This is a genomic window from Butyrivibrio sp. AE3006, assembly GCF_000424165.1.
GTDB lineage: Bacteria > Bacillota > Clostridia > Lachnospirales > Lachnospiraceae > Butyrivibrio.
On the sequence record NZ_AUJJ01000008.1, the window covers coordinates 71,964 to 87,732 of the forward strand.

Below are 15,769 nucleotides of genomic sequence, written 5' to 3' on the forward strand. Positions count from 1 at the left end.
AAGCCTTTATGGAAACAATCCGTGAGGATGCGCAGCGAACGGAGATGAAATTTATTGCTGCGCAATACCACTCGCGCGCACGAATTTCGCAAGCGAAATTCGATTCTATTATTTGACAATCCTGCTCCGATTTATCTTTCTACGTCTGTCATGTCGACGCCACTCATCTGATCGAGAAGCTTCATCTTTGTATCATAGAGTCTCTTGGAGAGATCTACATGCACTGAGTGAGGATTGAAAAGACGTCTTGTGGCATCCCATAAGGTTTCCTGCTCCTCGAGGCAGTACTTACGAATATCCATTGTCTTGGGAGATTCATATACACATTCACCATTTTTGAAAATAGGAACCATGATCTCGCGAAGAGTAAATGAACCTGCGGGAAGAAGTGTCTTTTTCCAGGGCTCAAGGGGATCGAAGAGGAGAAGCTGCTTATCCTCGGTAAATGTCTCGTGCTCAAGACAGATGAGGTCAGCCTTAACCTTGCCGTTTGCCTTCTCATAAACTCTGTAGATCTTCTTGTTACCGGGATTTGTGATCTTCTCGGAATTCTCTGAAAGCTTGATCTTGGGCTCAAAATTGCCATCTTCACCCATAACTGCAGCAAGCTTATAAACGCCGCCAAATGACGGATTATCCTTAGCTGTGATAAGGTGAGTACCTACGCCCCAGGATGTGATTGCTGCGCCCTGAGTCTTAAGTGAAGTGATAAGATACTCATCAAGGTCATTGGATGCAGAGATAACAGCATCAGGGAAGCCTGCTTCATCCAGCATTTTTCTTGCTTCCTTTGAAAGATAAGCAAGGTCGCCGCTGTCGAGACGGATTCCGTAGAAGCTAAGGTCGATTCCCTCTTCCTTCATCTCCTTAAATACTCTGATAGCATTGGGTACACCTGATTTTAATGTGTCATAGGTGTCAACAAGAAGGATACATGCTGAAGGATAAAGCTTTGCATAAGTCTTAAATGCTGTGTACTCATCAGGGAAACTCATGATCCAGCTGTGAGCGTGTGTTCCTTTAACCGGAACATCAAAAAGCTGACCGCAAAGAACGTTACTTGTTCCAACGCATCCGCCGATAACTGCAGCTCTTGCGCCATAGGTACCTGCATCGGGACCCTGTGCGCGTCTTAAACCAAATTCCATTATTCCGTCGCCCTGTGCAGCATAGCAGATACGTGCTGACTTTGTGGCGATAAGTGACTGGTGATTTATTATGTTAAGGATAGCGGTCTCAATGAGCTGAGCTTCCATGATGGGAGCTATAACCTTTACAAGGGGCTCTCTGGGGAAAATGATTGTTCCCTCGGGAATTGAATAAATATCTCCGCTGAACTTGAAATCTCTTAAGTAGTCCAGGAAATCTTCATCAAAAATACCAACACTTCTAAGATATTCGATATCCTCATCATCGAAGTGAAGCTCCTTAATATATTTGATAAGCTGCTCTAAACCGGCCATGATTGAATAGCCGCCGCCAAAGGGATTGTTTCTGAAAAAAGCATCAAAGATAACAGTCTCGTTCTGAGACTTGTTCTTGAAGTAGCCCTGCATCATTGTGAGTTCGTACAGGTCAGTGAGTAGAGTCAGATTCTGTCTGTCCATAATTACCCCCGTTTGCGAAATGCATCTTAAGATTTTGATGTGATATTCGCAAATCCTTTTTTAATTTGATTTTTCGGATAAAATATCCAAATACAATAATACTACCAGAATGCATTAACTGTCATTGTTTTTTCATTGTAGTTATATTAAAATTAATAGGCTTTTGATATAATGTCAGATAGTGGTTTAGTCTGATTAATCATGAGGTTTTGATATGGGAGAATACGATAACTTACTAAATACCGGTAATGAGATAGTTAAAGAGGTCAATAAGGCCATAAGTACCGGAGATTATAGCAGTCTTGGGGATACGATCAGAGTCCAGGTTCAGGACGCAGTCAGGAAGGCAACAGAGAATCAGGGCCAGAACTTCCAGGGCAGAGCTTCTGCTCCGAGGACAGTTACATATTCAAGCGGAAAAGTAGTTCCAATGCGTGGACGTGTTTTCAGTACACCGTTCTTTTCATCAATGGCTTCAAAGTCCAAGGGCATAGGTAAGATAATTGCCGGTTCCATAGGCTCATTTTTCTTTGGAACATGGGGACTTCTGTTCATGCTTGGAGCGCTGCTGAACGTCGAGAGCACTTTTATTCCTTTTTTGGTATTCGCTCTTCTTACAGCTCTTAATGTTTTTCTTATTTCCAGAGGTGTTAAGGATAATAAGCTTGCCAAGGCATATAAAAAATACGGTAACATCCTTGGTAATTCAGAGTATTTTGCAGTACGAGATCTTGCGGTTGCAGCAGGAGAGATGTCAGATTCAGTTCTTAAGAATATAAAGAACATGATGAAAAAAGGCTTCCTTCCTCAGGCCCGTCTCGACAGCGCTGAGACCACTGTAATGCTTACACAGAGAGCTTATGACAGATATCTCAATGCTGAGGTGGACAGACAGGAGAGAGAACGCAGACAGAGACAGGAAGAGATGCAGGGTTCACTTCAGAGGAATCAGACAGAGCAGCCTGCAGATGGCGGACTTTCCGGAATCATGAAGGAAGGTAACGATTACCTTAATCAGATCAGGAAAATAAATGAAGCAATACCCGGCGATGAGATGAGTTCTAAGCTCTATCAGCTTGAAAATATTATGAGCAGGATTTTCTCACAGGTTGAGAAACAGCCTGAGTGCGCAGATGATCTCAGGAAATTCATGAATTATTATCTGCCCACCACTACAAAGCTTCTAAACGCATACGTTGATCTTGATAAGCAGCCTGAGGTTGGTAACAACATAGCTCAGACAAAGCGAGAGATTGAGGATGCGATAGATGTTATAAACAGTGCTTTTGAGAATTTGCTGGATAGTCTTTTCCAGGATATGGCATGGGATATTTCATCAGACATATCTGTTATGAAGACAATGATGGCACAGGATGGTCTTACAGAGGACGGTCTTAGAAGCGCTTTGCAGAATTCCGGATCAGAGACTCCGGTAGCGCAGACAGCTACAGCAGCTCAGGCAGCTCCTATGGCAGCAGCCAAGGCAGCACCTGCATCAACCATGCAGATGGAGACAGCCATGGCTCAAGCTGCACAGACAGCGCAGGCAGTAGCACCTGCGGCACAGGAACAGACAAAAGTAGAATTAAAATTCTAAGGGGAGCTGGGGACCGTTCGAAGTTGCGAAGCAGCGAGTTACGGACCCCGTATCCGAACGGATTCGGTCAGAAAAAAATATTGTTTATGGAGGAGGATTTATAAATGGCAGACGAATTCAAAGAGTTTGAGAACTCGGCACCGACATTATCATTTGGGGCAGCAGCAGAGGAGCCCGCACCGGCACCGGCCGCAGCAGAGGCACAGGCAGCACCTGTATCACCTATTGAGGCTATGGCAAAAGAAGCTAACCTCAGTGAAGAAGAGATGAAGCAGGTAGATGCTTTTGTAGATCAGATCGATCTTAAGAATTCTCAGGCTGTAATGAACTACGGCGCAGGTACTCAGAAGAAGATGGCAGATTTCTCAGAGAAGGCCATCGACAATGTTCGCACAAAGGACATGGGACAGGTAGGTGACATGATCGCCGGTCTTGTTACTGAGCTTAAGAACTTTGATGTTGAAGAGGATGAGAAGGGAATCATCGCTCTTTTCAAAAAGGGATCAAACAAGCTCAACGTTATGAAGGCAAAATATGCCAAGGTTGAGACAAACGTTGAGACCATCAGCCGCGAGCTTGAGCGTCATGAGCAGCAGCTCATGAAGGACGTTGCGGTTCTCGATAATATGTATGATCTGAATCTCAACTATTACAAAGAGCTTTCAATGTACATCATTGCAGGTAAGAAGAAGCTTGAGCAGGTTCGAGCTACTGATCTTGTTGAAGCTCAGAAGAAGGCAGAGCAGTCAGGACTTCCTGAAGATGCTCAGGCAGCAAGAGATCTTGCATCTCTTTGCGACAGATTTGAGAAGAAGATCTATGACCTTGAGCTTACACGTACAATCGCTATGCAGACAGGTCCTCAGATCCGTATGGTACAGAGCGCTGACACCACAATGGCTGAGAAGATCCAGTCCACACTTGTTAACACTATTCCGCTTTGGAAGAACCAGATGGTTATCGCTATCGGTATCGAGCACTCAGCACAAGCTGCTAAGGCAGAGCGTGAAGTTAACAACATGACAAACGAGCTTCTTAGAAAGAATGCCGATGCTCTTAAGGTTGCATCTATTGAGGCAGCTAAGGAATCTGAGAGAGGTATCGTAGATATCGAGACCCTTAAGCACACCAATGAGACTCTCATCACTACTCTTGATGAAGTTATGAAGATTCAGACAGAGGGTAAGGAGAAGCGTAAGGCAGCAGAAGCTGAGCTTACTCAGATCGAAGGACAGCTTCGTGAAAAGCTTCTTCAGGCATCAAAGAACTGACATAATAAGGCGCAAAGCGCATAAATTTAGGCAATATTAGGAAGGTGTTTTTACAATGGAACAGAAAATGAAGGAAGAAGTCCTTGCCGGTTTTGGCAAGGTATTCGGGGAGACAGAAGGCGTTAAGGCATACTTTGCACCCGGAAGAGTTAATCTTATCGGCGAGCATACCGATTACAACGGAGGTCACGTTTTCCCCTGTGCACTTACTATCGGTACTTACGGAGCAGCAGCCAAGAGAAATGACAGAAAAATGCGTTTCTTTTCAATGAACTTTGAGAACTCAAAGGTAATCGAAGGCTCACTTGACGATATCGAGAGTTCAAAGAAGGCAGGCTGGACAGCTTATCCTGTAGGTGTGGTTTGGGCTTTTGAGCAGAGAGGTCTTAAGCTTGATACAGGTTTTGACCTTTGCATCTATGGAAATATTCCCAACGGATCAGGCCTTTCATCATCAGCATCCTTAGAGGTTCTTACAGGCTTTATCTTAAGAGACCTTTACGGCTTTGATGTAACCAATCAGGACCTTGCTCTTATAGGACAGTATTCCGAGAACAACTTCAACGGTTGCAACTGTGGTATCATGGATCAGTTTGCAGTAGCTATGGGTAAAGAGGACAATGCTATTTTCCTTGATACAGCTGATCTTTCATTTGAATATGCACCCATAAGCCTTAAGGGTGCCAAGATTATAATAGCAAATACCAATAAGAAGCATAAGCTCACTGATTCTCAGTACAATGCTAGAAGAAGCGCCTGCGAGAAGGCACTTTCAGAGCTTCAGACAGTATGCGATATAAAGGGACTGGGAGATCTTTCACCTGAGGAATTTGAGGCACATAAGGATGCCATCAAGGATGATGATCGCAGGATCAAGGCTAAGCATGCGGTATATGAGAACCAGCGCACAATTGATGCTGTAGCAGCTCTTAAGGCAGGAGATCTTACAAAATTTGGTCAGCTTATGAATGAATCTCACGTATCACTTCGTGATGACTATGATGTTACAGGCATTGAGCTTGATACCCTTGCTGAGGAAGCATGGAAGATACCCGGTGTCATCGGTTCACGTATGACAGGCGGCGGATTTGGCGGCTGCACAGTTTCTATTGTTAAGGACGAAGCAGTTGAAGAATTCAAAGAGAAGGTTGGAAAAGCGTATCTTGATAAGATCGGATATGAAGCTGCCTTCTACACTGTAGAAATCGGTGATGGCCCGACAATACTCTAAAAAGAAACTCCTTACAGAGATTCTGTAAGGAGTCTTTTAATTTGGTCTTTGCTAAGAGAACGAAGCTCCTCTGCCACAGGTAAAAGAGCAGAGATTTTTTCTTTTCTCTCTGAATCTGACAGCTCAAGCTTATTCTGATACAGATCGGTTAAAAGCTTATAAGTGGCAGTCACATCGGTTCCGGTGTCCGTTGCGAATTCAAGAACAGTAGTTGCTTCCTTATATAATTCTGCATCATACAGGAGCTTGCCCCATTTTTGCAGGTTTGTAACAAGGGTTGTGTAATTCTGATCGTATCTCGTCAGCTCTGTAATGTTTGGAGCTCCGTATTCAAGTTTAAGGTCCGTATTGGTAAAGCCTGTAAGATTAACGATCTTTTGATCTGCTAGGGATTTGATGACCTTCTCGCAGTACCTGGATTCATCATCATCAAGCGCTCCGAAGGGAAGAGCTTCTATAGGAATCTTTATATAATTAAGATTATCAAGTGGTTTTCTTCTTGTGAAATTCGCTTTACGCTCCTTTTCCCAGAAGTCAGCTTCCTTGGATTCTATCTTATAACTGGTTCTTCTGATGGCGATCTGCGTGATCAGAACCAGCAGTATAAAGCTTGTAAAAAAAGGCATCTTCATATATAATATCCTTTCAGAAAATGAGGAGATAAATTATGTTAAAGTTTTTTAATTCCGGTAAAAATAAAAAGCTTATTTCAGCAATTATTATTATCGTACTTATCCTTGCACTCGTTATTCCTCTTGCAAGTAGTGCGCTTTCATTCTGATAATAGCACATACCGGATAGAGGCGAAATGGAGAAGTTATGAAAAAATTTATTTATGGCTTTGTAATGGTGTTAGCTTTTGCACTTTTTGTTCCAATGGGAAGTGCAAAGGCTTCTTCTGATACAATCGCAAATGGAATCTTCATAGGTGATGTTGATGTATCCGGAATGACCAAAGAAGAGGCCACTGCTGCAGTAAATTCCTACATCGAAGAGATTGGGCAGAAAAATATCACTCTGAAGGGTAAGGATGAGACCCAGAGAGTGACAGTTCAGGCAAGTGCCTTTGGGATTGGTTTTGCGAACCCTGAGGTTGTGGATGAAGCTTACGGCCTTGGAAAAGAAGGTAATATCATTCAGCGCTATAAGGCCATGAAGGATATTCAGAATAACGGTCATCGCTATGATATCCAGTACTCTTTTAATGATGATGCTATTTATCAGATTCTTGATGTTGACTGTGCATCTTTCAATGTATCCAAGGTAAATTACACACTGACCAAGACTGATTCGGGATTTGTGGTATCAGATGGTCAGGTTGGATATATCCTTGATGAGAAGAGCTCACTTGCAAATATTAAAAATTATATTCAGAACGAGTGGAATCACGAGGATGGCGAGATAGATATAGCAATCGAAGAGGATGCTCCTCTTGGAAGCTATGAGGCACTTAGCAAAGTCGGTGATGTACTTGGCACATATACTACAAGCTACAAAACCTCCGGCTCGGCAAGAAGCGCTAACGTGGCAAACGGATGCTCACTTATTAATGGAAAGACTATATATCCCGGTGAGGAATTCTCTGTACTTGATACGATCACACCTTTTACAGAGGAAAATGGATATTTTCCTGCAGGCTCATATCTTAACGGCCTTGTTGTAGAGAGTGTAGGCGGCGGAATCTGCCAGGTATCGACCACACTTTATAACGCAGTTCTGAAGGCAGAGCTTGAAGTTACTGAGAGACATAATCATTCTATGATCATCAATTATGTTGAGCCTTCAATGGACGCTGCTATTGCGGAGTCAGGCGGTAAGAACTTTAAGTTTGTTAACAGCTCGGAATATCCTATTTATATAGAAGGAAGTACTACTTCAGACAAGCATATTACATTTACCATATACGGCGTTGAGACAAGACCTTCTTCACACAAGGTTGAGTATAAGAGCGAAGTCCTTGAGACAATACCTGCAGGCGCTGATCAGATTGTTGCGGATGCAAGTCAGCCCATCGGGTCCATTTCTTCACAGGCAGCTCATATAGGTTATAAGGCTCAGCTTTGGAAGATCACTTATGAAGATGGCGTGGAGACAGGAAGAGAAGTTATCAACACCAGTAATTATAAGATGGTTCCCAAGATCGTTACAGTTGGAACAGCTACCGGTGATCCTACTGCAGCAGCGCAGATAGCTACAGCGATTGCTACAGGCGATATCAATCAGGTTAACGCAGTGGCAGGTGCCATTGCAGCGGTTCAGGCAGCGCAGGCAACAGAAGGTGCTGATGTAGAGGCAGCTCAGGCAGCAGCTGCGGCAGCAGCGGCAGGAGCAGAAGCACAGCTTGCGGCTCAGCAGGCAGCAGCGGCAGCAGGTGAGACTCCTGCAGAAGCTCCGGCGGAAGCACCTGCAGAGGCACCCGCAGAAGCGGATCCGGAAGCAGTAACGACAGAGGTTCCTGTAGAGACACCGGAAGGCTGATGGAGATAAGGAATGAGAATAGGTAAGGCTACAGAAAGCATACTTAACAGATCCGTATTAAAGCTTATAAGAGATAAAAATAAGAAAAGCGCAGTTTCAAACTGCGCTTATTCTATAGATGGCGAAGAAATCCTGGCAAGTGCCATCAGTACCATTACGGCACCTGTCCAAAATGTTGGATACTATGCTGTATATAATGCAATAAATAACCTTTATGCAGACGGTATCACTCCTCAAATGGCCATGATAAATATTATGCTGCCGGCAGAAGCAGAGGAGAGTGAGCTTAAGCAGATATCAAGGGATTGCAAAAGGGCAGCTGATGAACTTGGCATTTCAATAAGAGGAGGTCACACAGAGGTTACGGATGCCCTCACAAGGCCTCTTGTAAGCGCAGTGATTTCGGGCACCGGTAGAGATGCAGCTTCTATTAATAATCATCTCCGGAAGGCCAAAGCCGGTGATGCCATCATCATGACCAAGTGGGCAGGCATTGAGGGCAGTGCGATTCTTGCAGATGAGTGCCATGACAGGCTTAAGGAGCGACTTCCTGAATACATTATTTCAGAGACATCAGGTCTTAAGAAATATATTTCAGTGAAGGATGAAGCGCTTATAGCCGGGGATATTAAGGCTTCATTTATACATGATGTGTCATCAGGCGGTATTTTTGCGGCTCTTTGGGAACTGGGCACTAAGGCAGGATGCGGTTTTCAGGTTAATTTAAAAGATATCCCCATGAGACAGGAGATCATTGAAGTCACCAACTGTCTTATGGTCAATCCCTACGAGCTTTCTTCCAACGGATCTCTTCTTTTCATAACTGATGAAGAAGAAATCGCCATGAGAAGGCTAGAGGATGCGGGAATTCCTGCAGCAATAATAGGAAGAGTCTGTGAAGGGAATGATCGCCTTATCATAAACGATGGTGAGAAGCGTTTTTTGGATAAACCTGCCGCGGATGAGCTACTTAGAGTAGATGAATTACGAAGAATTTAATATGCGGATACCATTGAAAGTCGGGGAGGTATGCTATACATCCGCTTTATGGTAAAATAGGAAACGTATGGGCTGTGCGCATGATATTCACTTTGTGTATTTTTCACACAGTCGTCGCCGGATGTTGCAAAGGCGCACCGGTGCAGGATTTTTGCAGGGGAGGCAATTATGATTAACAGAGATGAATTACTTAGAACAATTGAGAAGAACAGCCGTATTGGCATAGATGAACTGGCGGTTATATTAGACGCAGAAGAGGTAGAGGTCGCCAATGAGCTTAAGAGTCTTGAGGAAGAGGGCGTAATCTGCGGATATCATACAATGATTGACTGGTCCAAGACATCCATAGATAAAGTTATGGCACTTATTGAGGTAAAGGTTACTCCACAGCGAGGAATCGGTTTTGATTCCATTGCAGAGAGAATTTATAAATATCCTGAGGTAACCAGCGTATATCTGCTTTCAGGTGGTTTTGACCTTATGGTTATATTAGAGGGTAAGACCCTTAAGGAGGTTGCAGGCTTTGTTACTAATAAGCTTTCACCTCTTGATACCGTACTTAGCTGTTCCACACACTTCATTTTGCAGAAGTACAAGGATCACGGAACAATACTCACCAAGAAATATGAAGATACAAGGGAGAAGATTACGCCATGAGGAATCCTTTAGCAGATACAATAGTAGACATAAAGCCCTCTGGAATCCGTAAATTCTTCGACGTGGTAAAGACCATCGACGGCGCTATATCACTTGGTGTCGGCGAGCCTGATTTTGACACGCCCTGGCATATTCGAGATGAGGGTATATATTCACTTGAAAAAGGCAGAACCTTCTATACATCCAATTCAGGACTGATGGAGCTCAAGGCGGAAATCTGCAATTATCTTAAAAGAAAGCATGATCTGGACTACGATCCGTCATCTCAGGTGCTTGTAACGGTCGGAGGATCTGAAGCAATTGATCTTGCTTTCAGAGCCATGATAAATCCGGGAGATGAGGTGCTGATACCTCAACCAAGCTACGTCTCCTATGAACCCTGTGCAATTCTTGCAGGTGCCAAGCCTGTTATTATTGAGCTTAAGGAAGAAAATGAATTCAGACTTACCGCTGATGAGATTTTGGAGCATGTGACAGACAAGACCAAGATTCTGGTTCTTCCTTTCCCCAATAACCCCACGGGTGCCATCATGGAAAGAAAAGACCTTGAGAGCATTGCAGAGGTTATCAAAGAAAAAGATCTTTTTGTTTTGTCTGATGAGATTTATTCTGAGCTCACATACACAGATAAGCATGTATCCATTACAGAGATACCTGGCATGTATGAGAGAACTATCCTGATCAACGGCTTTTCCAAGGCCTATGCCATGACAGGATGGAGACTTGGATATGCCTGCGGACCTAAGGAGATCTTAGAGCAGATGACCAAGATACATCAGTATGCCATCATGTGTGCACCTACCACCAGTCAGTATGCGGCTGTTGAAGCGTTGAAAAACGGTGATGAAGATGTTGCAATGATGCGTGAGCAGTACAATCAGAGAAGACGCTATCTTTTAAATGAGTTCAGACAGATGGGGCTTCCCTGCTTTGAGCCTTTTGGAGCATTTTATATTTTCCCCAGCATCAAGCGTTTTGGCATGAGTAGTGACGAATTTGCAACGAAGCTCCTTCAGGAGGAGAAGCTTGCGGTTGTTCCCGGAAATGCTTTTGGTGACTGTGGTGAGGGCTTCATAAGAATATCCTATGCATATTCGCTTGAAGACCTTAAGAAGGCTGTGGAGAGACTTAAGAGATTTATCTCAAGGTATGAATAAGGTTTTTATGTAATACCGGGGGGATTATGGATAATAAGAACAGCGAAGAATTAGATAAAGTTAATAGTCCTATAGCGACACCTGACTTTATGAGGGAGAAAATAAAACAGCGTCCCATCAACAAGAAAAAGCTTCTACGAAGGACGCTTATCACCATGACGCTGGCAGTGGTTTTTGGTGCCGTTGCCTGCCTCACCTTTGTTTTTCTCTCACCGGTCATAAATAATATGCTCTATCCGGAGAAGACGCCGGCACCTATAGCTCTTACCACTGAGGATACGGTAACCGACGAGATTCAGCCTGAGGATATGTATGCTGATGATAATGCCATAGCTGCTGAGGCAGCCAGTGTTGCTATAGATATGGCATCCACTGAGATTGACAGAATGCAGCGCGAGATCAACTCATTCAGGATCAGTTCATCTGATTATGCGGATATGTACTCAGCTCTTAAGGACATTGCATATGAGGGAGAAAAGAGCATAGTTAAAGTTACTGCTCTTACTTCGGATACCAACTGGATCAATGATCCCTACAACAGCACTGATGATATCTCAGGTCTTATAGTTGCTGACAATGGCTCAGAATATCTTATTCTGGTTCAGACCTCAGCTATAAAGGACGCAGAATCCGTGCAGGTTACATTTGCAGATGAAACATCAGCAAAGGCTTATCTCAAGCTTAGCGACAAGAATACAGGACTTAGTGTTATTGCTGTAAAAGTTAATTTTGTATCAGCTGATACCAAGACCAGGATTGCCACCGCAAAGCTTGGTAAATCAAATGGTGCATCCGTGACAGGTACGCCGGTAATAGCCATCGGAAGTCCGACGGGTACTCTTGATTCCATAAGCTATGGCTTTGTTACTTCATCCAATGTGGATATGGGTATCTGTGACAGCAATTATAAGCTTCTTACTACGGATATCTACGGAAGCAGCAATGCAAGCGGCGCCATAATCGATCTTTCGGGAGCGGTTATAGGCTTTACGGATATGGATTACAACTCTGATAATCTGCCCAATGTACTTTGTGCAATAGGCATCACGGAGCTTAAATCTCTTATCGAGGATCTCTCAAACGGAACAGGCAGAAGCTATCTTGGACTTCATGGACAGAGCGTGCCTGAGGCTGTTCAGGAAGGTCAGAGCATTCCGGCAGGTGCCTACATTACCCGCACAGAGATGGATTCTCCTGCCATGCTTGCAGGAATACAGAGCGGAGATATCATAACCAGGATAAATGATACAGAGATAAACGGCTATGATTCACTGGTGGATGAGCTGATAAGACTTCATCCCGGTGCAGATATTACGCTCACACTTATGAGACAGGCGACAGACGGATACGTCGAGCTTAATATTGATATGGAAATAGGCAGTTCTACAGGAACTGACTGATAAGTAATATTTAGAATTGAGGTTTTTATGAAATTTATTAAGGATTTAAACTCAGGCGACAGGGTTGCGGATATTTACCTGTGCAAACATATGCAGGTGGCAACAACCAAGAACGGAAAGACCTATTATTCCGTTACGCTTCAGGATAAGACTGGAACGGTTGATGCCAAAGTATGGGAACCCTACAGCGAAGGAATAGATGATTTTTCAGATCTTGACTACATTGATGTGTACGGTGAAGTAACAAGCTTTAACGGAGCACTTCAGATAAATATCAAGAGAGCAAGACTTTGTCATGAGGGCGAGTATGATCAGTCCATGTACCTTCCTGTTTCTGAGAAGGACAATGATGAGATGTTTAAAGAACTCCTTACACTCATCGATTCCGTTAAGAATGTGCATTTAAATAAGCTCCTTAATCTCTTTTTCAGAGAGGATCAGGAGTTTATTAAGGCATTCAGGAATTCCTCTGCTGCAAAATCAGTTCACCACGCTTTTATCGGCGGACTTTTAGAGCACACCTTAAGCGTTACCAAGTTGTGTAATTATTTTGCAGGCAGCTATCCCGCACTTAACAGGGACCTGCTTATTACGGCAGCAGTGTGCCATGACATAGGAAAAATAAAAGAGATTTCTCTTTTCCCTACCAACGATTATACGGACGAGGGACAGTTTCTTGGTCATATCGTTATGGGAAGCGAGATGGTTTCTGAGAAGATCAGACTTATTGAGGGATTTCCGGTGCTTCTTAAGCAGGAGCTGCAGCACTGCATTTTGTCCCACCATGGCAAATTTGAATACGGCTCTCCGAAAATGCCTGCAATCATCGAGGCTATGGCCATTCATCTTGCAGACAATACGGATGCCAAAATGGAAACATTTACAGAGATACTGAAAAACACTAATGAGGTAGGTTGGCTCGGCTTTAACAGGCTTATGGAGAGCAACCTTTTTGACACAAGAGTAGAATCATGAATGAAAAAGTATTACACGTACTGGAGTATGACAAAATTGTAGATAAACTCAGTACTTTCGCAACGTCTGAACCCGGAAAGAAGATGTGCCGTGAGCTTTTGCCATCTTCTGACATAAGGGAGATAGACAGAAATTTAAAAAAGACAGACGCGGCTATTTCGCGTATTTTCAAAAAAGGCTCAGTGTCCTTTGGAAGTAACAGAGAACTTAGCGGTTACCTAAAGGCACTAAAAATCGGAAGTTCACTTGATGCGCCACAGCTTTTACATATCGCAGGATTTCTGGATAACGTAAACAGAGTAAAAAGCTACGGCAGAGCAGATAAGGACGAGGAAACAAGGGATGTTCTATCAGATATGTTTGACGGACTTGAACCCTTAACTCCCGTAGCTTCCGAGATCAGAAGATGTATCATTTCAGAAGATGAGATTTCATCTGATGCAAGTTCAACCCTTAGGTCGATCCGAAGGGATATCACCCTTACAGGGGAAAAAATTCACGGTCAGCTAAATAAAATGGTTGTGGGCTCTTACAGATCCTATCTTCAGGAGCCTGTTGTAACCATGCGCGGAGACAGATACTGTATCCCGGTAAAAGCTGAGTACAAGGGACAGGTAAGCGGAATTGTCCATGACCAGTCATCAAGCGGCTCAACACTTTTCATTGAGCCCAGCGTAATTGTAGAGCTGAACAATAAGCTCAGAGAACTGGCAGGCATGGAGAAGGCTGAGATAGATGTAATCCTTGCAAGATTATCTTCTGAGGCAGCAGACTATCTGACAGCTCTTTCCGATGATGCAAAGCTTATGACAGAGCTGGATTTCATTTTTGCTAAGGCATCTCTTGCCCTTGATCAGGAAGCTATAACTCCTATTTTCAATCAGGAGCACTATTTCAACATCATAAAAGGAAGACATCCCCTTCTTGATAAAAAGAAGGCTGTTCCCATTGATGTTTATGCGGGAAAAGATTTTGATATGATCATCATCACAGGTCCCAACACAGGTGGTAAGACAGTTACTCTTAAGACAGTTGGACTTCTTACACTTATGGGACAGGCAGGTCTTGCTATTCCTGCGGCCGACAGATCAGAGCTTTCTGTTTTCGAGGAGATTTATGCAGATATAGGTGATGAGCAGAGTATAGAGCAGAGCCTTTCAACCTTCTCATCCCATATGACCAATACTGTAAGTATTCTTGAGAATGCTGATGAGAATTCACTTTGTCTTTTTGATGAGCTTGGTGCAGGAACGGATCCCACAGAGGGAGCGGCTCTTGCTATTTCAATACTGAATCATCTCCATGAGAGAGGTATCAGAACCCTTGCAACAACACATTACAGCGAGCTTAAGGTCTATGCCCTTACAACAGAAGGTATACAGAATGCGAGCTGTGAGTTTGACGTTGAATCCTTAAGACCCACATACAGGTTGCTTATCGGTATCCCCGGCAAAAGTAACGCCTTTGCCATATCTAAGCGCCTTGGACTTTCTCAGGAAATCATCGATGCTGCAGGCGAGCAGATAAGCCAGGACAACAGGAAATTCGAGGATCTTTTAACAGATCTTGAAAACAGCAGAGTTACTATTGAGAACGAGCGCCTGGAAATCGAGAAATATAAAGAGGAAGTTGAGAAGCTTAAGGAAGAGCTTAAGAGCAAGCAGAGCAGACTTGATGAATCCCGTGACAAGATCCTTAGAAAAGCCAATGAGGAAGCAAGACAGATCCTTCAGGAAGCTAAGGATACAGCGGATGAGACCATAAGAACAGTAAGAAAAGCTCAGGCAGGAATTCCTATTCAGGAGCTTGAAAAGGCAAGGCAGAATGTCGGAGCGAAGATTTCCGATAAGAACAGCAAGCTTTCTATTAAGAATAAGCCTCAGAGCGGATCACATAAGACCCTCAAGCCCTCTCAGATTAAGCTTGGTGATTCCGTAAGAATCATTTCCATGGGACTTAAGGGAACAATCAGTTCCAAACCTGATAAAGACGGTAATCTTGTGGTACAATGTGGTATTATGAAGTCCAGGGCAAATATTAATGACCTGGAGCTTATAAAGGATGAGGGCGGCAAAGAGCAGATGAAAAAGTTCTACGGAAAGTACAAGATGGATATTTCCGGAGCTAAGAACATCGGAACAGAGCTTAACCTTATCGGCATGAACTCGGCAGATGCCATTGCTGAGCTTGATAAGTATTTGGACAGCGCTTATATATCACACCTTCCTTCTGTGAGAATCGTTCACGGTAAGGGTTCAGGTATATTGAGACAGGCAGTTCATGAGCATTTAAAATCAGCTCCTTATGTTAAGTCCTTTAAACTTGGCGAATTTGGCGAAGGAGATTCAGGAGTTACGGTAGTTACTTTTATAAAATAAAACAGACCGGTGGTATGAG

The 15,769-nt window shown here is 43.5% G+C and carries 12 protein-coding genes; 10 read left to right on the top strand and 2 right to left on the bottom strand.

Features of this window, described 5'->3' with window-relative positions:
* Positions 1-131: 131 nt before the first annotated feature.
* Positions 132-1,607 carry a nicotinate phosphoribosyltransferase gene (locus tag G603_RS0104680; RefSeq protein ID WP_026669465.1) on the bottom strand — a complete coding sequence of 492 codons (1,476 nt, stop codon included), beginning with the start codon at positions 1,605-1,607 and terminating at the stop codon, positions 132-134.
* 214 nt (positions 1,608-1,821) lie between these two features.
* On the opposite strand from G603_RS0104680, the gene G603_RS21315 reads away from it, so the two are divergent.
* From G603_RS21315 to G603_RS0104695, 3 genes are all read left to right on the top strand, one after another.
* On the top strand, positions 1,822-3,204 hold the full coding sequence (locus tag G603_RS21315; RefSeq protein WP_051207470.1) for a 5-bromo-4-chloroindolyl phosphate hydrolysis family protein: 1,383 nt from the start codon (positions 1,822-1,824) through the stop codon (positions 3,202-3,204).
* 104 nt (positions 3,205-3,308) lie between these two features.
* Positions 3,309-4,475 carry a toxic anion resistance protein gene (locus G603_RS0104690; RefSeq protein ID WP_026523731.1) on the top strand — a complete coding sequence of 389 codons (1,167 nt, stop codon included), beginning with the start codon at positions 3,309-3,311 and terminating at the stop codon, positions 4,473-4,475.
* 67 nt (positions 4,476-4,542) lie between these two features.
* Positions 4,543-5,706, top strand: a complete 1,164-nt coding sequence (locus tag G603_RS0104695; RefSeq protein ID WP_026669466.1) for a galactokinase — start codon at positions 4,543-4,545, stop codon at positions 5,704-5,706.
* An 11-nt stretch (positions 5,707-5,717) separates the two neighbouring features.
* Here the strand turns inward: G603_RS0104695 and G603_RS0104700 are convergent, their stop codons facing one another.
* Positions 5,718-6,338: a hypothetical protein gene (locus G603_RS0104700; RefSeq protein WP_026669467.1), complete on the bottom strand. Its 621-nt coding sequence runs from the start codon at positions 6,336-6,338 to the stop codon at positions 5,718-5,720.
* A gap of 187 nt (positions 6,339-6,525) precedes the next feature.
* Here G603_RS0104700 and G603_RS19240 point away from each other — a divergent pair, with 187 nt between their 5' ends.
* The 7 genes from G603_RS19240 to G603_RS0104740 all read left to right on the top strand — a co-directional run bounded on the left by G603_RS19240 (position 6,526) and on the right by G603_RS0104740 (position 15,750).
* Complete coding sequence (locus G603_RS19240) at positions 6,526-8,184, top strand: VanW family protein (protein ID WP_081669822.1); 1,659 nt, start codon at positions 6,526-6,528, stop codon at positions 8,182-8,184.
* 12 nt (positions 8,185-8,196) lie between these two features.
* The gene (locus tag G603_RS0104715; RefSeq protein WP_026669468.1) at positions 8,197-9,183 is read left to right on the top strand and encodes an AIR synthase-related protein; all 987 of its coding nucleotides are present in this window, start codon (positions 8,197-8,199) and stop codon (positions 9,181-9,183) included.
* Between the two features lie 168 nt (positions 9,184-9,351).
* Positions 9,352-9,840: an Lrp/AsnC family transcriptional regulator gene (locus tag G603_RS0104720; RefSeq protein ID WP_026523735.1), complete on the top strand. Its 489-nt coding sequence runs from the start codon at positions 9,352-9,354 to the stop codon at positions 9,838-9,840.
* Positions 9,837-10,997 (top strand): aminotransferase class I/II-fold pyridoxal phosphate-dependent enzyme, encoded by a 1,161-nt coding sequence (locus tag G603_RS0104725; RefSeq protein WP_026669469.1) that lies wholly within the window; start codon positions 9,837-9,839, stop codon positions 10,995-10,997. Before G603_RS0104720 ends, G603_RS0104725 begins: the two co-directional genes overlap by 4 nt.
* Before the next feature lie 26 nt (positions 10,998-11,023).
* A complete protein-coding gene (locus tag G603_RS19250) occupies positions 11,024-12,397 on the top strand; it encodes a S1C family serine protease (protein ID WP_051207472.1) in 1,374 nt (457 codons plus the stop codon).
* Between the two features lie 27 nt (positions 12,398-12,424).
* The gene (locus tag G603_RS0104735) at positions 12,425-13,372 is read left to right on the top strand and encodes a 3'-5' exoribonuclease YhaM family protein (RefSeq protein WP_026669470.1); all 948 of its coding nucleotides are present in this window, start codon (positions 12,425-12,427) and stop codon (positions 13,370-13,372) included.
* Positions 13,369-15,750, top strand: coding sequence for an endonuclease MutS2 (locus G603_RS0104740; protein WP_026669471.1), 2,382 nt, complete (start codon positions 13,369-13,371; stop codon positions 15,748-15,750). Before G603_RS0104735 ends, G603_RS0104740 begins: the two co-directional genes overlap by 4 nt.
* The last annotated feature ends 19 nt before the right edge of the window (positions 15,751-15,769 follow it).